This is a genomic window from Sphingobium sp. SG1, from assembly GCF_057063145.1.
The window spans coordinates 225,252-242,242 of the sequence record NZ_JBVVOJ010000001.1 but is presented as its reverse complement, the minus strand read 5'-3'; the positions used below and the strand labels follow the sequence as shown (position 1 = coordinate 242,242).

Genomic DNA, 16,991 nt, shown 5'->3' with positions numbered 1-16,991 from the left:
GCCTCTATTTAGGCGGGCGAGATGATCTCAAATTCAGGCCGCAGCGACTTCCTTCAGCTTGGGGGTGATCGCCTTGATCGCCTTGTCGATCGTCATTTTGTCCGGAAGAACCGTCTTGGAGATGCTGACCTTGCCGATGGCGGGAAGAAGTCCATAGGCCGTCTGATAATCCTTCGACAGGACATCCATGACGGTCTGCTCCGTGACGGTGATCTTCTGATCACACGAGACGATGAAATCTTCCGGGAGGTCGACGCCTTCAAGGATGGCCTTCTCGATCAGATCGGCCAGTTTGAGGAGAATGCGCTCATTGTCCGCATATTCCCCGTTGATCGCAAAGCGCGGACCGGACGGAGCGGGAAGGGCGATCTTCGCGGCCGAGAGCTTCTTGATCTCCGGCGGCTTGAGGGCGACGTTGGATTTCTTGCGGTTGAAACTGATGACGCCGGAGGCCTCACCATCGACGGCATCGACGCTCCGAAGCTCATGCACGCCATCCTCGTGCATTTCGTCCCAGAAGGGCGCGAACAGCGCGGCTTCGATGTCGCTCACCGCTACTTCGCGAGCGGCTTCGATCTGCTTTTGCACAGCGTCGAGTTGGGCGATCAGTTCCAGACCGGACAGGTCAATCGATGGCCGTTTCCCGGCCGATGGGCGTTTTGCTGCCATTTCTCAAATCTCCTCTATGAGATAACTCGGTGGCATACTCCAATTTATGAAGTTATGAAAGAGTCAAAATGCACTCGATCGCTAAAAGTTTGCATAAATGGAGGTATCGGCATATAAGGCACACGCATACGCTCCCCTAACCACGGACAGGTGATGCCCCATTACGTTACGCTGAACAAAGCCACTCGCGAGAATTTACTCGATGGGCGAACACCCGCCTTCATGAAAGTGAAGGAAACCGAAGATGGTATTGAGCTAACACCGATGGAACATGGCAGCGCATCAGACGATGTCATCGCGCTAACTGGTAATAATCTGGTCGTGACGATCAGCGATACGGCGGCGGCTCTACTCAAAAGTGGTAGCGCGATCGCCGTGACGTTGAATGACTCAGACGCGCTCGTGCTGAAACCATCCGGGAGTGACATACCCGAAATTCGCCCCAATGCGTCAGTCTCGTTCAAAAAAGGACGGACCACAAAAAGCCCGGCGGTGGAAGCAAAAACACCAAAACCCAAAGCCAAAAAGCCAACCGACAAAGCTGCTCCGAGGAAGAGCCGAACGGTCAAATCCATCCCGCTGGTCAACATCGTGATACCCGATCTCATTCAGGATGAGGACAAGGGGTTGGCTCCCGCACCCAAGAGTGCAAAGAAGCCTAAAGCCGATAAGGTGGCAGCAGAGACAATCACACCTACCATTGCCGATCCGGAGCCTGCGCCGGTCGAAGTAGCGGAGACAGATACATCGCAGGGTGATGCGGGTCTTCCTCCGGCGCTGTCCTATCTGAGCGATGATGTTCGAGAAGAAATCGAGCATTTCGAATCCGAGCTTCAAGCGGCTGTCGCCGAAGGCATTGACGTCGCGGCCTCAGATATAGGCAGTATGGAGTTCAACCTGTCACGGCGGCGGCGAATGCTCCTCCAGTCGGAACGTAGGCATAGACTCCGATAATGGCCTAATGTCGGGTCAAGCTAAATATAAGCATGCTTGACCTGACACGATTTGAAGAATCCCCACATCTGTTGGACATCCTCCTGCAAATGGAAGATGTGCTGGATTCGCTCGACCTGTATGTTTTCAAAAACTGGTTCACCGGGGAAGTCGTGGATGGTCCCAAAGTCCATCGATACTGGCTGGCGATGACCCTTCGCTACCCTTTGAAGAAGATGCCCGATCCCAAAGGCGCTCGCCGCCTGCTGAAGCAGAATATTCTCGTCGAGTTCGAAAAGGTCACCGTGTCTGACGTGAGCACCACACCTGATGGTGAGGATCAGAAGCCCACTCACTGGGAAGTCACTATCACGATTCCGCGTCGCCTCGTGTCCGACATGAATGCGGCCGAACTGGATTTCTATGACGAAGATATCGACGTCGAGGACGTTCAGGATGCGCAGGATAGCGGCATGAACGATGAGACCGCATTCCAGACCGACGGCGGTGATCCAAATGCCGCTCCGACCGATCCAGCGGCTGCACCGCAGGGAGGCGATGATGCGATCAATTTCTAATCTGACCGAAGGCATGTGGGCGGGCGATCTCAACGATCTCATGCGATCGGTCGTGTCGATCGATGAATATGAGTCCAAGATCGATGATGACGCGATCGTGATCGGATATTATGTCCACGACATCGATGCCGCACAGGACCTCAATCGCTTCATCCAAAAATCGGCCTGTAAAATTCTGGATGCGGAAGTCAGCCCGGCACCGGACCAAAAAGGCTATTACGTGGTCTTTGTCGAGATCATGCGGAACGACGAGCTTCCCGAAACCGTGTTCGATCTGACTGAGGAAATTTCATTCCTTTCCAACATCGACGAATGGCGCATGAGCGTATTTGGAACCGATGGTATCCACCCTCTCACCGTCGACGCGCTGCGGGCGGCTCTGAAGAAATCGACCAAAGCCAATTCGGAGCGCGCGGCCGTCAACCGCAAGGCTCGGATGAAGAGCCTGCGCAAAGATATCGCGAAGCTGCGCGCACGAATTGATAGCGCTGCTACCATGTTGCGAAATTCAACTCTCTCCGATATAAAGGAAAATCGCGGTAACCTCGTTCTGCATGACGGGTTCTCGCTCATGGAATTTGAAGTTATCGGAGTTGGAGACGAAGATATCATTGCTGAACACAACCTTGATGAGGCTCCTATTTCGATGGAGCCAGATGATTTGAGGAAGTGCCGTAAGCTGGTTGTCGGTTTGGGTGAGGGATGGAATGTCGCAATTCTGGGCGAATGTACTGTCCTGTCGCATTGCAACGACGATCGCTTGATTTTGCTGAAAGAGATTTGATCGAAGGATGCCGGTCGCATGTATACAGTTGACGTTCCTTTCACTTGGGGGATGGTCCAAACCGCAATAAAAGACCCCACTGCGGAATTCCCTCTTCATACGCGCGAGACCGTCAAGCCCGAGGAGCATAGCAGCATCCTCGTCCTCAACACCGTCGAGGAAATGCGTTTTGTGCGGGACTGGCTGATCGAGCAAAGCATTCGGTTCCGCCTGTTTGGGCATGTGGTGCTGCATTCACAGTCGGAAAAAATGAAAAAGCGCTTCGAAAAATGCGTCGGTTTTCGCTTCCTGTTCGACAATGAAGCGGACCTGAAATTTTTCACCATGATCTGCCATAATGGCAGGCAGATCACGGTCGAATAACAGGCTTTTCCACCGTTTTTCATAAATACGGGACATACTGAGGTGTCTCGTGAACGTTAGCCAAATCATTACGCATATGATCCCTCAGTTGCTTGCGGGCGGCGGCCCGCAAGTGGTCATTTTGCTTCTCATGGGGATCGTCGCTTTCTTCTGGTTCGAGCGCAAAAGGCTGCTCGATGAGATCAAGCGCAAGGACGACAAAATCGAGAAGATCATAGACGACTACCAGAAGGGAAACACCACTTTAACGGACGCATTCACTCAGTTGAGAATTGTTCTTGCTGAGATCAGAGCCAAGTTGACGAGGTGATCCATGGGTTGGTCAATTAATCGCAAGCGCAAAAAAGCCGATCTCCGCGAAAAAGAACGAGTGATGGAAGAGCGGATGCTCACCAGTCAGAGCGTGCTGCTCGATGCCGTGCGCGAAGCCACTTCGGCGGCAGAGGATGTCACCTATCTGTTGCGATCAGAGTTGGACGACAGCCTGCGCCAGATCGAATTGACCGCCGGGATATTGAACGACGGCCTGCTGGTATGCACCGACGCGGGCACCGTGCTCTCCATGAACCCGGCAGCCGAGAAACTGTTTCTCCAGTCGGTCGGCCACAAGCCCGTGCAGATCAAAAAACTCCTGAGCGTCAACAATGGCGGCGGAGATTTCTGGGCGAGCCTTGCAGCCAATGATGTCCAGATCACTGGTCAGCGCGCTGACGGCCAGACCTTCCCGGCATCGGTGAATCTGGCGCGCCTTGATCGTTCAGACGCCACTATCACCTATTTGCTGATCATTCGCCCCCAACTCATGGGCGAGAGCAATGGTATCAGGAACCTGCTTCAGGCGGGCCTTGAAGGCGTCCTGATCGTAGCTCAGGACCACATCATTGCAGCCAACCCGGCATTGTCGGTGTTGCTTGGTTATGCACCTGACGAAATCGTATCCCTGCCTCTGGGGGCGGTGATCGATCATGGCGAACTAAGCCTTTTCCGGGCCAACAGCCGCGAATTCATCGACGCGCAGTTCGACACCACCCTGCTGTGCCGGGACAGCTCTACGGTAGGCGCACGCGTCACACTGACCCATCTGGACTGGGCTGGACAGAATGTCTGCGTCGTCACGATGGAGCATGGCAACCACGCGCTCGATACCAGATCGGTCGACGATATCATTCGATGCTTTGGTCAGGATTATTCGCTGCGGTCGGCGCGCGTTGGTCGGCCCCATATGCCACTGGTCTGCCACCTCGATCGCAATTTCAATGTCATCTACGCAAACTCGGCATTCTGCGCCGAATATGGCTACGACAAGGCGCAGGTGCCTACCATGGCTCTGCGCGATCTCATTCCGGCGGCTGAGTATGAACCTGCCGTTATGCATCTGAGAAGTCTGAAATTGGATGCACCCGAGCGGGCTCTGAGCATCCAATTTCAGCAAGGGAATAAAGTCGTGTATCAGGAATGGGTCGATAGCCTAGTCACCGATGCCGACGGAACCATTATTGAATATATCCGCACTGGGCGTGTCACCAAATCTCAGCGATAATCGGTGACAATCTCGCCATGTGACGGACTGCTGAAAAACTCCCGGACCATATGTTCGGCCTGCATATAGTAATTCACGCAGGAACGTTCGAACCGGGCAATAAAATTGCCGAAGTCGACCATAATATGTCGCCCGTCCGTCTCGACAACCTCACCTTCATGGTAGGTCTCAAGATCGGAGGAAAATTTCACGAAGTATGCGCCTCGCTCAACGGTACTACCATCCGCCAGTTTGATAATCATGCGACCTCACTCACGCATTCACTGCGTCATGGTGCATATTTTAGAAGGGGGCGGCGAGGGGGTCAACGTCTCTTTTCCCTCACCCGCATCTTGAGCAGAGGATCGTCCTCCCATGTCATGATTGCGAATTTCACTTCCGCAATCGCATCGGCGACGCTGAGATCAAACCATTCCCCCTTCAGGCGTCGATGGTTGACCTGCGAATGGACGAATTGCTCCAGAAATTTTGGAAAGCCGCTCGAAGTGCTTTCGGTATGATGAAGCCGCAGGACCTTGTCCTGCCCGGTCTGCAACTGCTTCAACCGGCGTTCCGGCTTGGTGCTGATACCGATCTTTACCGGACCTTCTTCATCATACCCAATAACGTAAATAAAAGTGTTTTCTGTTTTCACTTCAACAGTGTAGAAAACACTTCAAGCGACATTCCATATCTTAATCGAAAATTGACCGGCAGACCGCTTCGCATTTGTCAAGGTCCAACCAGTCATTAGTCCTTACCTTAGTTTCCATGTCGATCCAGTAATCGTGCCGACACTTAATCGCCTCTACCAGTTCACCAGCATTGTCCGGCCCCATCCCACCCGCGTAGCCAACCATGCGGCCATCTTCAGGATGAATGGGCCAAGATTTGGGGACTTCACCGGTTCCACCGGAGCGGTCATAGAGCCAGTCGATGCTGTCCTCCTCCGGGAAGCGCAGCGTTCGCCATTGCGCGATCGCGCGCAACCCAGCCTTATGCGACCATTCGGTGATACGGTCGACGTCAGGGATGGTGCAATTGATCTGCGCACGACGGAAACCCTTGAGGTCCAGCTTGACCGGAAGACTACCCTGCACACGCGCGGCATATCGTCCGCACAGATGAGCCGACAGAGACAAGCTATCGGCATATTCTCGCTTGAGGACATGCACGAGGTCCAAGTCTGGATATCGGGGGTCCCATCCCTGCCTCTTGGGTGAGAACAGGACGCCCCATTCCACTGGATAGGCTCGGCTGATCTCGACAACCCGGTCCATATCGGTCCGGGCGTCGAGGCCAGTGAAAGTGATGAACTTGGGCCTCATGCGCCTGCTACCCCATAGCGGTAGTCGGCCCAGCGGACGCCGCCAACCAGCGGCCGGGCATCCTCTACCGACGTTGCCGAGCCACAGGATTTTGCCAACACCTTGCGGATTTCAGCAGCAGTGTCACGGCCGTTGAAAGTCGCGAACAGCAGTCCCTTGTGGCTATGGTGGGCGAGCGACGCTTGCTCCACCTTGAGCGCAAACTGCTTCTTGCGCTCACGTTCATCGTCCATGGTCAGGCCGATGAGCAGGAGATCGTGCATCACCCGGATTTCCTTTGAAGTGCGAATAACCTCCTTTTCAAACGCTTCGACGAACGCCGACACGTTCGCCCGATCATCCGGCGTCATCAGTGCCATCTGGTCATCGAGAACGTCCGAAAGGATCAGCGCCCAGACGTTCTTCTCAAGCTCCAGAGCCTCCTTGGCGTTATGCTGGAGACAATATTCCTCCGCCTTCATCTTCACCATCAAACCGCTATCGAACTTGATCACATAGCCTTCCTGCCCCTTGAGCGCGCGCGTGTGGGCCATAAACTGGTCCACATCGAAAACGCAGGTCTTGGCAATACCCACGGTCGGGATGCCATAGAGCGAAGCAATTTCGCCCATTTGCTCGATCGTCGCATATTCACCGGTGTGATTGTCGCGGATCGCCAGAAGCACGAGGCGGTCGACCGGATAGTCGATCACGATCCGCTGCTGGCGCGAACACCATTCAAAGAGTGGGGTCTTGCCTGCGATGCAGCACATATCGGCAAGCTCATTGTAGACAGGGTTTGCTGCCACAAACTCCTCGACCGGCTTGGCGACATCAGTCGCGCCCATCTTGGTGTGCCATTCACGGCTCTTGCCATGGCCGACAGGCGCGATCATCGACCCGTCTAGCTTCTCCATGATGATGTGGGGCTGAGTCCAGTCGATGACATGCGACTGCGTCTCTGCGCGCTGGTTCACGTTGAAAAATTTATGAAATTTGCGTGCAGCAAGTACGCCGGACTTCGTGTGGAAAGTCAGCCCACGGCATTCACGCAGAATGCCGATCTCGCGGTCACGAACAGGATCACCGGTATATTCAGGGAACGTCCCATCGAAGCTGATAAGATAATTGAAGATCGTGTATTCGCCACGCTCCGCAATGATGAATGCCTCGCAATCGAGCGCAGCATTGTGCGCCTCTACAACCGACTTTACTTCTTCAAGTCCAATACCAACAGGGAACATATCAAATACCTTCTCTCAACTTGGGAGAAGGTATTTGTTCGCTTTATCGATTTTCCATATTATTCTTCACATGTCTCACGACGTGGCATGACACACAGATCAATATATGTCCCACCGGGGAGACTGATGACCCATGACCGGCGACCATGGGGCTTTTCATCATGAGCGCCGCCATGAACGGTTGCGAAACCATTGAACGCCCGCACGAGGTTGGCGATCGCCACCACTAGCACTTCATCCTCTTCCGCATCCTGCGTCCACGGGATGGCGATGAGATCAATGTCGCGGGCAAGCGAGCCATGAACGGCGATGGCATAGCCCAGACGGCGTCCCAGAGCCCGCAGGGGCGCAATCAGGACAGCATACTGCTCCAGTGCGGCTGCGGACGAGCTTATCGTGTGAGCGACCATTTCAGCGCCCGTGAGCGGCTGCTCGCGCTCCAGATCGGCGTGGCGGGCGTCAAGGGGTGGATTGAGCATAGAGAAAGGCCTCCGGGTCTCCCCGGAGGCCAGTTCCTCAGTCGACGATGCTGGCGCGGTCGGTGATGACCCGATCGATGCCGCCGAAGACCAGAGTTTCTTCGGCCGACATGAACGTGTCACGGTCCATGATCTGCTCGATCACTTCGAGCGGCTGACCGGTCCGATTGGCCACGATATTGTTGAGGTTCGCCTTCATCTTCAGGATTTCGCGGGCCTGAATTTCGATGTCGGATGCCATACCGCGCGCGCCGCCCGACGGCTGATGATACATCACGCGGGTATTGGGCAGCGCCATGCGCTTGCCGGGGGCACCGCAGGTGAGCAGCATTGCGCCCATCGAGCAGGCCTGACCGAGAGCGATCGTGCGCACGTCCGGCTTGATGAAGTTCATCGTGTCGATCATGGCGTAACCCGAGGTCACGACGCCACCGGGCGAGTTGATATACATGTAGATGTCGGCGTCAGCGTCCACGCTCTCCAGATAGAGCAACTGCGCCACAACCGTCTGGGACATATAGTCATCGACCGGGCCGTTAACGAACACGATGCGGTCCTTGAGCATGCGCGAATAGAGGTCATACGACCGCTCGCCGCGACCTTCCTGTTCGAGTACCATTGGAACAAATGCCATTAAAATCTTTTCCTAAAATTGGGTCATCAAATCGTCGGCTTTACCCGATGACCCATTCTAGGAGCGGCATTCCAGCCAATTCAATTTTATTCGTAATAGACTGTCCGCCCATATGGCGCGCGAATATTCCGTTGACGTTTGTTGTTGATCACGAAAATTGTCTCGGCGAAATTGGGATCGCCCCATTGCCCATCGGCGATCTCACCATCGGTGAACATGATCAGCTTCTCTACTGAAATCCGGTTCTTTCGAGCAAAATCGACAACGCAGGTTGGGTTGGTTCCGCCACCGCCTTTTATCCGTTTGCTATGAAAACTGGTCAGATCACTGATGTTGTCCGGAGTGAACACTTCATGATTGTGAACCTCCACATCAAATGACACGACATGGATTTCATAGTCAGGGAAACTGGTTGCCACGCCCTTGATTTCGGACAGGCTTTCCTGAACCATGCGCGCCGTAACCGATTGCGACATGTCATAGGCCAGCAGCACCTTGATCTTCTGTGCCTCGACCTGAGAAGGGATGATGGCACAGAAATGCTTACTGAACTTGCTACCGGGTTTCCAGTGACGGCGGTTGTGAAACCAACTGGCCCATGTGGAATCGCTGAGCACATCATATGAAAATTCATCCGGGCGCGGGCTGCGAAGAGTAGCGGAAATCAGCCTTCGCCAATCCATGATCGGTTTCACCAGCTTTTCCACAGTTCGCGCTACCCCGGCCGGGAAACTTCCCGGATCGTCGTGATATGCGCGGATAACCGCGTCTCTGATTGCATCAGCGCGCTTTTCAAATTGTTCAATGGACCGGGATGGTGGTCCGTCCATGTCATCGCCGCTTTCTACGCGGATTTCTCCGTCCCCGGCCCCGAAATCATCAGGAGACGCTCCATCATCGCTACCTGCGCCTTCGCCGTCCAGTTGCTGGTCACCCGGCGAATCTTCATCAGGCGATCCATCGGCACTATCATCGGGCGAGCCGTCGATCTCGACCGATTTGCTATCACCATCGGAGGTCGGCTCGATATGCATATCGAGCGCCGGTTTGACCGGGGCCTTGTTCCTGCGAAGATACACGTAGATTTCCTCGGCGGTCATGTCCGAGTGGAAACGCTTATCAACCAAACCACCATCAGGCAGAATGCCGATTTTCTCCTCTACCAGCAGTGCATTGGCGGCGTAGTCGATCGCCATCCACCAATAGTCCTTATCGCGGTTTCCGCGACGCATCAGATGGTTGAGGATCACATGCCAGATTTCGTGCGCGATCAGCGCTTTCAATCGCTCTCGGCCATTGTGCCGCGTAACGACGTTACCAGCATCGTGATAAAGCGATATGACATACTGGCGATTGAAATAGATGGCGAATGTGTCGGTGGCAGCCGTGTGGCACCAGTTTGATCTGTCCAGAACAATCAAGTCCAGAGAAAGCGCAAACTCCCCCAAAAGCGGATAGGCGTAAATCAACTGCATCCGGGCGTTGCTCAACTCCCGAACGACGATGTCCGAACTCTCCTCGGTTGCTTTTACACCTTGGCCCATCATGTCAGGTTCAGCGGATTATCTTCCATGTATTGCTTGAAATGCGGCATCTTGTTCGGAGCAAAAGGAAGGCGATATTTGCGGAATGACGTGCGAACAATGGACGCGACAATTTCGGCCTTGAAGTGCGCCTTGAAAAACAGGATGGCTCGATCGCTCTCCTCATACCAGAGAGCCATCAGGTTTTCATATTGGGGATCGGATGCATTGAGCTTGAGTGCGCGAATTTCATTCATCCGCTTCCGCATGATCCAAATGACATTGTTACTGATATATTTCTGATCAGCAACGCTCAGCTTTTCCTCAACGGTGGTGATGTTCCCTGACAGAATATCTACCGCCTTTGGAAGATGCTGTTTTGACGTCTTATGCGTGGCATAGATACGCGCGATTTGATCCCCGACCAAGCCAGCATATGTAGCCATGCGGATATGTTCGTCGAACATCTTCAGATCATCGAAGATAGCTTCCCACTTGCATAGCTTCGTCCACGAGCGCGGCGAAGCGAAGTTCATCGACGCCGATTCAGGATCGAAGACGAAGAGATATTTCCCCTCGGTCTCGCGATGAAAATCGACAACGAACGGATACAGGGACACGCCGCGCGCATAACTGTCCCAATCGGCCCAGCTAACTTCCAGTTCATAATGGGTGAAACGGTTGCGCAGAGGCATGACCATCGTGTAGTTGACGCCCTTGTCAAACTCGCGATTACCTGCTGCGCAGATTTTCACCCCAATCGGAACAACATAGGTGTCCATGCGCCGATCGAGCGTCAGGGAATATGCTGCGGCTTGAACCGCCGGATTGGCCGACGAAAGCTCATCAAGGCACATCAGCGCCCGAGCTTCACCAGTGATCTGATAGCGGACCGCACCAGCCATTGCACGACCGGTTTCGTCCTCCAGAACTACGACAAAGCTATCGGGTGTCTGGGAAATGATGCGCGCGGTAAGCTCCGGCTCCAGCGACGTGACCGTGATATCCGGCTTGGTCACATAATGAATGCCATTCTTACCCGTAGGGTTGAATGTACTGAAGTCGATATTGCGCGGCGCGGCGCGGATATCGATGATGTTATCGATCTTGATATCGCGCGGGAAAATCTCCGGGACCTGCCATTTGGCCAAAGTCTGGCCATGGTCTTCAACCGGATAGGGGACACCTGCGATCTGCGATGGATTTTTGGTCGCTAGGCGAATGTCGATATAGGCCACGCCAGCCGCAGTCGCCTGCTGCTCAAGCAGTTCGGACTTGCCGATACCGGGAGGACCCCAGAGATAAATGGATTCTTCCAGATACCACAGCGCGCGCGTGATGCTGGCGATCTGCGACGGCCGGATTTTCGTGATTAGGACGCTACCATCCTCGACCTTATCTTTTTGGGGCTGGGCCGCCATCCATCAAATTCCCGCGTTATCCAATCAGATTATAATAATGGTACCCGGTCGGCGCATCAAGCCGAATGGGTGATATCGCTACCGGACTGTGACATTAATGCAATATCGCCACCGGCGAGCGCAGCGTGGGTCGCAAACAGCCGATCGAAAACGACCAATTTGGGAGCTACGAGATCGAGCCAATACGGCATGCGGCACATCCTATCGAGAAGCATCAATTCCTTTGCGTTGATCTTATATCCCTTCCGGAAATCAATAGGATAGCTCTCAAAGCCCCTCTTCAAGATTTCCAAACCGAACGAAGTCAAACGCAATCCCCTTGCTGTTTCCGATACGCTCCCCCGATAGGAGTAAAAGACTCGACGGGCAAGCGTCTCGCAGTCAGCTTGAAGCAAAATTTCATCAGCGGGCTGATCACCCTGTGACATCAATTCTCTACAAAGCTGGATTAACGATTTCTGAATCTCATTCATCTTTCTCTTCCGTAACAGTAATTCCCTGCGTCAACATGACAACAGTGAATTTGTCCGTCTTGAACAATTTGTTAAGTCGTTCTGCGAGATTGAATGCATGACCCGAATTCGAAAAACTCACCTTCTTGTATTTCACGGAAGGAAGGTAAAGTGGCTTTAGTATCGAACGCAGATTGATCGGCTGACCGTCGTAAAATACGGCATAGATCGCATCCGCCTTCAGCACCTGCTCTGAATTATAGTTCCGGGGGTTCGTATAGGCACACAGCACCGTAGGCTTGGGTCGAGACATCTTTCACCGCAAAATCTTGTTCTGCGATATTTAGCCAGATAAAGTGCTGAGTTAATCGGTTTTGGAAGTTGGTTAGCGAAGTGGTTATAAAAAAGGAGGCGGGTTTCCCCGCCTCCAAGTTCACCACCCTGTTAGGCAACTGATCAGTCGTTTCGGCGCGACATAGCCTTGCGGTGACGGGCCACCGCTTCCGCTGCCTTGCGGCGACGAACAACCGACGGCTTCTCGTAATATTCACGACGCCGAACTTCCCGCAGGAGACCTTCCTGCTTCACCTTCCGCCCCAAAAGACGAATGGCACCTTCGATATTGCGATCCCGGACTTCAACAGCGAGACCGCTCTTTCCTGCAAATGGACCCTTAAAATGACGGTTCTTAGACAAAGAACTAACTCCAATTCCTATAATCAAATGATAGTTGAACGAATTATCGTTCCGCAATATTTACTTGGTTGACAGTTGCGATTTTATCGCTTCGATCATTTCTTCGAGGGTGTCGACCAAGTTTATTCCGTATCGCGCGCACACGACCTGCACATTACCGCGACGCCAAAAGCCTTCGGGACAGCAAACGACCATCCGATCAGCGTGGCTTTCCGCATGGAGACCAAGCTCCATTAACGTGATCGGAGCCTTACCCTTGGCGTCGAAATACATCGCGATGAAATCTGAGCTTTCCAGACCATCGAGTTCCCACTCGACCTGCCCACGGAATTCATCATTGGTGATATCCTGCTCCAGCGTCGCATCCCAATTGTCCCGGCGCGGGTTCAAAATGGCGACCTTCTCGGACGCCAGAGCATCCTCAACTGCCTTTTGCCAATCGACCGCGCTGCCCATATCGATGGACCCGGCGAGGAAAATGCGGGGCAGGGTAGTCACCACCTCATGAGGGGGCTTGAACACCGAAGCCCCCTCCATGATTTCGATCAGATCACGCATCCTCCGTGATGCCTTTCACCAGTTCAGGCACACCTTCGCCGGTAAAAACATCTGCACCGATGATGACCTTGGTGGTCCCTTCGGCAGCCAGATCAGGCAGGTCGAACTGGACCGCAGTCAGTTTGCCTTCCAGAACACCATGCAGGCCACGCGCGCCGGTCTTCCGCTTGATTGCAATGTTCGCGATCGCGCGCAGAGCTTCCTCGGCAAACTCGATCTCGACATCGTCAAGCTTGAACAACGCCTCATACTGCTTGACGATCGCGTTCTTCGGAACCGTCAGGACATGGAGCAGTTGCTCCTCATCCAGTTCGTCCAGTGCGGCGATGACCGGCAGGCGGCCCACCAACTCAGGGATGAGGCCGAACTTCACCAGATGATCCGGCGTCACATCGGCTTCCGAGAGCGCCTCACGTTTCGAAAGGTTGGCAGCAGTCTTGCCGAAACCGATCGCGCGCATGCCCTTGTTGCTATCCTCGGCAACGATCTTGTCGAGGCCGACAAATGCGCCACTGACGATGAAGAGAATGTTGCTGGTATCGACCTTGACGTCGGCACCGCTGTTCTTCTTGCCACCCAGCGGGGTGACCATCACCTCGGAACCTTCGAGCATCTTCAGCAGACACTGCTGAACGCCTTCGCCCGAGATGTCACGTTGCCCCGACGCCGACGATTTCGCGCGCAGTTTATCCACTTCATCAAGAAACACGATGCCGCGCTGCGTCTTCTCGACATTACCATCGGCAGCCGCGAGAAGGCGGGCGATCACGGTTTCCACATCTTCACCGACATAACCGGATTCGGTTAAAGTGGTGCAATCGGCCATAACGAAAGGAACGTCGAGATAGCGCGCCACGGTTTCAGCAAGAAGGGTTTTGCCCGAACCGGTAGGCCCCAACAGGACCATATTGGCCTTCTTGATCTTCACCCCCTCGACCACGGGGTTATTGATGCGCTTGTAGTGATTATAGACCGCGACCGATACGCTGACCTTGGCCTTGTCCTGACCAACAATATACTCGTCCAAATACGACTTGATCTTTTTGGGAGTAGGGAGGCTGGCTGGTTCTTCCGCCACCTCATCACCAGCCTCAAACGGAGTCTGGATCATGATATTGTTGCAGACATCGATACATTCGTTGCAGATGAAAACACTATCACCTGCGATCAACTTCCTGACGTCGTGCTGCGATTTACTACAGAACGAGCAATACAGGGTGTCTGCTTCTTTTTCGCTCATATTTGGGTATCCTTAGACAAGCCACATCAATATTTATGATATGACTTGTCTAAGCCCCGGCGTTAATTAAAAATCTGCACCAGCTTTTTCGGGTGCTTTGGTCGAAGCGCCGCCGCCATGGATACGAGCGTCCTCTTCAGCCGCTCGCGCCAGCTTGATCTCTGCTGCAATGTCCATGACTTCCTGCAAAAAGCCCTTGTCTTGCTCAAGCAGTTCAATGAGGCGCTCGCGATGGCTCATACCAACCCGTTCATCTTCCAGTTCACGAATGATATTACCAGCAGGAGCAGGCTCCACGGCAGGCTCAGCAACCGGCTCGTCCTTAGCGACGACGTCGGGTTCAACGGCCTCGACGGTTTCTTCTTCGGTGGCGACTACTTCCGCCTCGACCGGCTCAATGATTTCACCGGTTTCAACCGAGCGCGTGACAGGCTGGAAAATGGTGTCGATATAGGCCTTGATGTCCCCATCCTTGATCGCCTCAGCCGACGGGGCAGTCTCGACCAGTTCATAGTTGGTCACCGCATCAGGCGCAGCGTCGGCCTTGGATTCCTCTATTGTCACCTCTTCAACGGGCAGGGCCTCGGCTTCCTCTGGAGCGATCGGCTCGATTTCTGAAGTGATTTCATCCTCGACTGGCGGCAAATCAGCAACCGGTTCCGCATCGGCATCATCGTCAGATTTCCGGGTGGTCAACGAAATGATACCCGAGATCATCAGGGCGACAGCCAGCGGATCGAATACGAGCATAATCATCACGATCACGATACGCACGGCCGATTCCGGGTCCTTCATACCAAACAGATCAGCGACATATTTGATCGGACCAAGCTTGGCCTCGACTGCATTGCCCTTTTCCTTGATCGGCATGAGCTTCTCGTTGAGCGAATTCACTTCCGCGTTGCGAGCGTCCAGCGATGCCTGAAGCTTGTCCTTTTCCTTCTGAAGGCTGGCGCTGGCGCGAAGCCCGGCCGTGGCCTTGTCAGCAGAGAGGAAGCTTTCAATGTTGCGATCGATCTGCGCCAGACGGGTTTCCGTGCGCTTGATCTCCGCTTCCTTGGTCGCGATCTGGCGCTCCAGACCCTGTGCCTGCATCTCGACGCCTGCGAGCGGTGCCTGCTGTTCCAGATGTCCGGCTGACAGGTAGCCATAGATACCAAGACTCGTGATGAGCATCAGCACGACGGTCGCGACGGTCAGATATGCCTTGTGGATCATGGGGATGGTGCGCTTGGTCCAGTTCATCTTGAGCCACCCGGCCGTCACGACCTTGGCAAACTCCAGACAGGACATCATCACGCCAACGCCAATGGCATTGGCTGCGAAGAGCGCCATCATCCCGGAAACTGAGAAAAATCCTGCAATCAGAGTCAACACAACTGACGTCAGGAGAGCTAGATAGCCAAAAAACATTCTATCAAATCCGCATCTGTTCAATCAGTGGCGATATGGCACAACCGCTACCGCCACTGATAATATAAAAATCAACCGATGTCCAAAAATAGACCGCTGACTTTGTCTACGAGGCCATGCCAGAAACTGCGCAGACGTCCCATGATAGGACGGGCCTCCTTGATCCGCCCACGCTGCTTCAAGACAACACCCGAATTACGATCGAGAATAACATATGTGCCACCGGTGAGGCCAAAATATTCATCTACATGGGCGAGAACCGCATCGACGTCGAAGTCGCGGCAGCTATAGAGATCGAAGTTGAAGACGGGACGGGGCAGGTCGTGCCAGCAATGGAAGCTTGCGTGCGACGTCGAGAGGGCGACCAACCCGGTGACACCCTCATTCCCCAAATCCTCACAGTAGATCGCGCGGGAGTCCATCAGGATGGTCATGCCCACCTTGGCCACCAGTTCGCGCAACCACGCCTCAGCGATCCCCACTTCAATCGGCGGTCGGGAGACAAAAGCGTTGACCACGATGTGCTTGTGGTTGTGCGTCAATTCCTCGCCCATCAGACCTTTGTCACCGTGATGACCGCTTCAGCTTCAGCGATATCAGCCGCAAGAGCCCCGACAGTCATTTCAAAAATGCGGTTACCAAATCGCACGCGCTCGGTTTCATCACCCTTGGTAGTGGTCAGGGTGGGATCATAAACATCGCCACGGGTTACGTGCTCGCGGACCAGCGCACGCGCGATCGCACGCTCAATAGCAGCAGCGCCCTTGAGGAACGTTCCGGGGTTGGTTTCATCATCGGTGTGAAGGCTGGCTTCCCCATGCTCGACGACCAGCGTGAATGCGACCGAGGTCGGTGCGGTATCGGGATCGCCGCCGGGTGCGGTGATCGAAGAGGGCGTGATGTAAATATTGCCCAGCGTCTGCAACTTGCTGATGATCGCCTTCCAGCGAATGTTGGCACGCTCTTTGGTAGTGGACGTTTCCAAAGTCGACGGTGAACCTTCACCCTTCATGAAATAATCCTCGACGCGGAAAGGATCAACGAACCCATCTGCGGGTGCAGATTTCGTAATCGCCGTAATGGCAACGGTATAACTGGTGCTCGGCATGCCGGTTGTCTCCTGCGGAATTCTATTAGGTGTTATTTATGCGGTTTTATTGACTGCAAGGTCGAGCACT

General features: G+C 54.1%; 23 protein-coding genes. 6 read left to right on the top strand and 17 right to left on the bottom strand.

From position 1 onward, the window contains the following. Positions 1-33: 33 nt before the first annotated feature. Positions 34-669: a hypothetical protein gene (locus tag AC0KVN_RS01380; RefSeq protein ID WP_483655353.1), complete on the bottom strand. Its 636-nt coding sequence runs from the start codon at positions 667-669 to the stop codon at positions 34-36. Positions 670-822: 153 nt separating this feature from the next. Between AC0KVN_RS01380 and AC0KVN_RS01375 the strand changes: the two genes are divergently transcribed. From AC0KVN_RS01375 to AC0KVN_RS01350, 6 genes are all read left to right on the top strand, one after another. After that, positions 823-1,623 carry a hypothetical protein gene (locus AC0KVN_RS01375; RefSeq protein ID WP_483655352.1) on the top strand — a complete coding sequence of 267 codons (801 nt, stop codon included), beginning with the start codon at positions 823-825 and terminating at the stop codon, positions 1,621-1,623. 32 nt (positions 1,624-1,655) lie between these two features. Then, a complete protein-coding gene (locus tag AC0KVN_RS01370; RefSeq protein WP_483655351.1) occupies positions 1,656-2,180 on the top strand; it encodes a hypothetical protein in 525 nt (174 codons plus the stop codon). Beyond that, a complete protein-coding gene (locus AC0KVN_RS01365; protein ID WP_483655350.1) occupies positions 2,119-2,964 on the top strand; it encodes a hypothetical protein in 846 nt (281 codons plus the stop codon). The genes AC0KVN_RS01370 and AC0KVN_RS01365 overlap by 62 nt, the downstream gene beginning before the upstream one ends. Before the next feature lie 18 nt (positions 2,965-2,982). Beyond that, positions 2,983-3,327 carry a hypothetical protein gene (locus AC0KVN_RS01360; RefSeq protein WP_483655349.1) on the top strand — a complete coding sequence of 115 codons (345 nt, stop codon included), beginning with the start codon at positions 2,983-2,985 and terminating at the stop codon, positions 3,325-3,327. Between the two features lie 76 nt (positions 3,328-3,403). Then, positions 3,404-3,637 (top strand): hypothetical protein, encoded by a 234-nt coding sequence (locus tag AC0KVN_RS01355; protein ID WP_483655348.1) that lies wholly within the window; start codon positions 3,404-3,406, stop codon positions 3,635-3,637. Positions 3,638-3,640: 3 nt separating this feature from the next. Beyond that, entirely contained in the window at positions 3,641-4,867 is a 1,227-nt protein-coding gene (locus AC0KVN_RS01350; protein ID WP_483655347.1) for a PAS domain-containing protein, read from the top strand. Here AC0KVN_RS01350 and AC0KVN_RS01345 read toward each other — a convergent pair. From AC0KVN_RS01345 to AC0KVN_RS01270, 16 genes are all read right to left on the bottom strand, one after another. After that, positions 4,858-5,109 (bottom strand): hypothetical protein, encoded by a 252-nt coding sequence (locus AC0KVN_RS01345; protein ID WP_483655346.1) that lies wholly within the window; start codon positions 5,107-5,109, stop codon positions 4,858-4,860. The two genes, AC0KVN_RS01350 and AC0KVN_RS01345, sit on opposite strands and share 10 nt — an antisense overlap. 62 nt (positions 5,110-5,171) lie before the next feature. Continuing rightward, positions 5,172-5,501: a GIY-YIG nuclease family protein gene (locus AC0KVN_RS01340; RefSeq protein ID WP_483655345.1), complete on the bottom strand. Its 330-nt coding sequence runs from the start codon at positions 5,499-5,501 to the stop codon at positions 5,172-5,174. Between the two features lie 40 nt (positions 5,502-5,541). Beyond that, entirely contained in the window at positions 5,542-6,174 is a 633-nt protein-coding gene (locus tag AC0KVN_RS01335; RefSeq protein WP_483655344.1) for a hypothetical protein, read from the bottom strand. Continuing rightward, a complete protein-coding gene (locus AC0KVN_RS01330; protein ID WP_483655343.1) occupies positions 6,171-7,397 on the bottom strand; it encodes a T4 RnlA family RNA ligase in 1,227 nt (408 codons plus the stop codon). The genes AC0KVN_RS01335 and AC0KVN_RS01330 overlap by 4 nt, the downstream gene beginning before the upstream one ends. Positions 7,398-7,456: 59 nt before the next feature. Continuing rightward, a complete protein-coding gene (locus tag AC0KVN_RS01325) occupies positions 7,457-7,876 on the bottom strand; it encodes a hypothetical protein (RefSeq protein WP_483655342.1) in 420 nt (139 codons plus the stop codon). A 37-nt stretch (positions 7,877-7,913) separates the two neighbouring features. Further along, positions 7,914-8,510, bottom strand: a complete 597-nt coding sequence (locus AC0KVN_RS01320) for an ATP-dependent Clp protease proteolytic subunit (protein ID WP_483655341.1) — start codon at positions 8,508-8,510, stop codon at positions 7,914-7,916. Between the two features lie 86 nt (positions 8,511-8,596). Then, positions 8,597-10,057 (bottom strand): vWA domain-containing protein, encoded by a 1,461-nt coding sequence (locus AC0KVN_RS01315; RefSeq protein ID WP_483655340.1) that lies wholly within the window; start codon positions 10,055-10,057, stop codon positions 8,597-8,599. Then, positions 10,054-11,454: a hypothetical protein gene (locus AC0KVN_RS01310; protein WP_483655339.1), complete on the bottom strand. Its 1,401-nt coding sequence runs from the start codon at positions 11,452-11,454 to the stop codon at positions 10,054-10,056. The genes AC0KVN_RS01315 and AC0KVN_RS01310 overlap by 4 nt, the downstream gene beginning before the upstream one ends. 56 nt (positions 11,455-11,510) lie before the next feature. Further along, on the bottom strand, positions 11,511-11,927 hold the full coding sequence (locus AC0KVN_RS01305) for a hypothetical protein (RefSeq protein WP_483655338.1): 417 nt from the start codon (positions 11,925-11,927) through the stop codon (positions 11,511-11,513). Beyond that, entirely contained in the window at positions 11,920-12,219 is a 300-nt protein-coding gene (locus tag AC0KVN_RS01300; protein ID WP_483655337.1) for a hypothetical protein, read from the bottom strand. The genes AC0KVN_RS01305 and AC0KVN_RS01300 overlap by 8 nt, the downstream gene beginning before the upstream one ends. 143 nt (positions 12,220-12,362) lie before the next feature. Next, a complete protein-coding gene (gene rpsU, locus AC0KVN_RS01295; RefSeq protein ID WP_483655336.1) occupies positions 12,363-12,602 on the bottom strand; it encodes a 30S ribosomal protein S21 in 240 nt (79 codons plus the stop codon). Between the two features lie 60 nt (positions 12,603-12,662). Further along, positions 12,663-13,160, bottom strand: a complete 498-nt coding sequence (locus tag AC0KVN_RS01290) for a nucleoside 2-deoxyribosyltransferase domain-containing protein (RefSeq protein WP_483655335.1) — start codon at positions 13,158-13,160, stop codon at positions 12,663-12,665. Next, positions 13,153-14,400 (bottom strand): ATP-dependent Clp protease ATP-binding subunit ClpX, encoded by a 1,248-nt coding sequence (clpX, locus tag AC0KVN_RS01285; protein ID WP_483655334.1) that lies wholly within the window; start codon positions 14,398-14,400, stop codon positions 13,153-13,155. The genes AC0KVN_RS01290 and clpX overlap by 8 nt, the downstream gene beginning before the upstream one ends. 66 nt (positions 14,401-14,466) lie before the next feature. After that, complete coding sequence (locus tag AC0KVN_RS01280) at positions 14,467-15,813, bottom strand: hypothetical protein (protein WP_483655333.1); 1,347 nt, start codon at positions 15,811-15,813, stop codon at positions 14,467-14,469. A gap of 71 nt (positions 15,814-15,884) precedes the next feature. Then, positions 15,885-16,367, bottom strand: a complete 483-nt coding sequence (locus tag AC0KVN_RS01275; protein ID WP_483655332.1) for an S-adenosylmethionine decarboxylase — start codon at positions 16,365-16,367, stop codon at positions 15,885-15,887. Continuing rightward, the gene (locus AC0KVN_RS01270; protein ID WP_483655331.1) at positions 16,367-16,921 is read right to left on the bottom strand and encodes a hypothetical protein; all 555 of its coding nucleotides are present in this window, start codon (positions 16,919-16,921) and stop codon (positions 16,367-16,369) included. The genes AC0KVN_RS01275 and AC0KVN_RS01270 overlap by 1 nt, the downstream gene beginning before the upstream one ends. Positions 16,922-16,991: the final 70 nt, after the last annotated feature.

What these genes read in the sequence shown, in the direction of transcription:
- AC0KVN_RS01380 (WP_483655353.1), bottom strand. Translation starts at nt 669, where the DNA reads ATGGCAGCAAAACGCCCATCGGCCGGGAAACGGCCATCGATTGACCTG.
- AC0KVN_RS01375 (WP_483655352.1), top strand. Translation starts at nt 823, where the DNA reads ATGCCCCATTACGTTACGCTGAACAAAGCCACTCGCGAGAATTTACTC.
- AC0KVN_RS01370 (WP_483655351.1), top strand. Translation starts at nt 1,656, where the DNA reads ATGCTTGACCTGACACGATTTGAAGAATCCCCACATCTGTTGGACATC.
- AC0KVN_RS01365 (WP_483655350.1), top strand. Translation starts at nt 2,119, where the DNA reads ATGCCGCTCCGACCGATCCAGCGGCTGCACCGCAGGGAGGCGATGATG.
- AC0KVN_RS01360 (WP_483655349.1), top strand. Translation starts at nt 2,983, where the DNA reads ATGTATACAGTTGACGTTCCTTTCACTTGGGGGATGGTCCAAACCGCA.
- AC0KVN_RS01355 (WP_483655348.1), top strand. Translation starts at nt 3,404, where the DNA reads ATGATCCCTCAGTTGCTTGCGGGCGGCGGCCCGCAAGTGGTCATTTTG.
- AC0KVN_RS01350 (WP_483655347.1), top strand. Translation starts at nt 3,641, where the DNA reads ATGGGTTGGTCAATTAATCGCAAGCGCAAAAAAGCCGATCTCCGCGAA.
- AC0KVN_RS01345 (WP_483655346.1), bottom strand. Translation starts at nt 5,109, where the DNA reads ATGATTATCAAACTGGCGGATGGTAGTACCGTTGAGCGAGGCGCATAC.
- AC0KVN_RS01335 (WP_483655344.1), bottom strand. Translation starts at nt 6,174, where the DNA reads ATGAGGCCCAAGTTCATCACTTTCACTGGCCTCGACGCCCGGACCGAT.
- AC0KVN_RS01330 (WP_483655343.1), bottom strand. Translation starts at nt 7,397, where the DNA reads ATGTTCCCTGTTGGTATTGGACTTGAAGAAGTAAAGTCGGTTGTAGAG.
- AC0KVN_RS01325 (WP_483655342.1), bottom strand. Translation starts at nt 7,876, where the DNA reads ATGCTCAATCCACCCCTTGACGCCCGCCACGCCGATCTGGAGCGCGAG.
- AC0KVN_RS01320 (WP_483655341.1), bottom strand. Translation starts at nt 8,510, where the DNA reads ATGGCATTTGTTCCAATGGTACTCGAACAGGAAGGTCGCGGCGAGCGG.
- AC0KVN_RS01315 (WP_483655340.1), bottom strand. Translation starts at nt 10,057, where the DNA reads ATGATGGGCCAAGGTGTAAAAGCAACCGAGGAGAGTTCGGACATCGTC.
- AC0KVN_RS01310 (WP_483655339.1), bottom strand. Translation starts at nt 11,454, where the DNA reads ATGGCGGCCCAGCCCCAAAAAGATAAGGTCGAGGATGGTAGCGTCCTA.
- AC0KVN_RS01305 (WP_483655338.1), bottom strand. Translation starts at nt 11,927, where the DNA reads ATGAATGAGATTCAGAAATCGTTAATCCAGCTTTGTAGAGAATTGATG.
- AC0KVN_RS01300 (WP_483655337.1), bottom strand. Translation starts at nt 12,219, where the DNA reads ATGTCTCGACCCAAGCCTACGGTGCTGTGTGCCTATACGAACCCCCGG.
- AC0KVN_RS01290 (WP_483655335.1), bottom strand. Translation starts at nt 13,160, where the DNA reads ATGCGTGATCTGATCGAAATCATGGAGGGGGCTTCGGTGTTCAAGCCC.
- clpX (WP_483655334.1), bottom strand. Translation starts at nt 14,400, where the DNA reads ATGAGCGAAAAAGAAGCAGACACCCTGTATTGCTCGTTCTGTAGTAAA.
- AC0KVN_RS01280 (WP_483655333.1), bottom strand. Translation starts at nt 15,813, where the DNA reads ATGTTTTTTGGCTATCTAGCTCTCCTGACGTCAGTTGTGTTGACTCTG.
- AC0KVN_RS01275 (WP_483655332.1), bottom strand. Translation starts at nt 16,367, where the DNA reads ATGGGCGAGGAATTGACGCACAACCACAAGCACATCGTGGTCAACGCT.
- AC0KVN_RS01270 (WP_483655331.1), bottom strand. Translation starts at nt 16,921, where the DNA reads ATGCCGAGCACCAGTTATACCGTTGCCATTACGGCGATTACGAAATCT.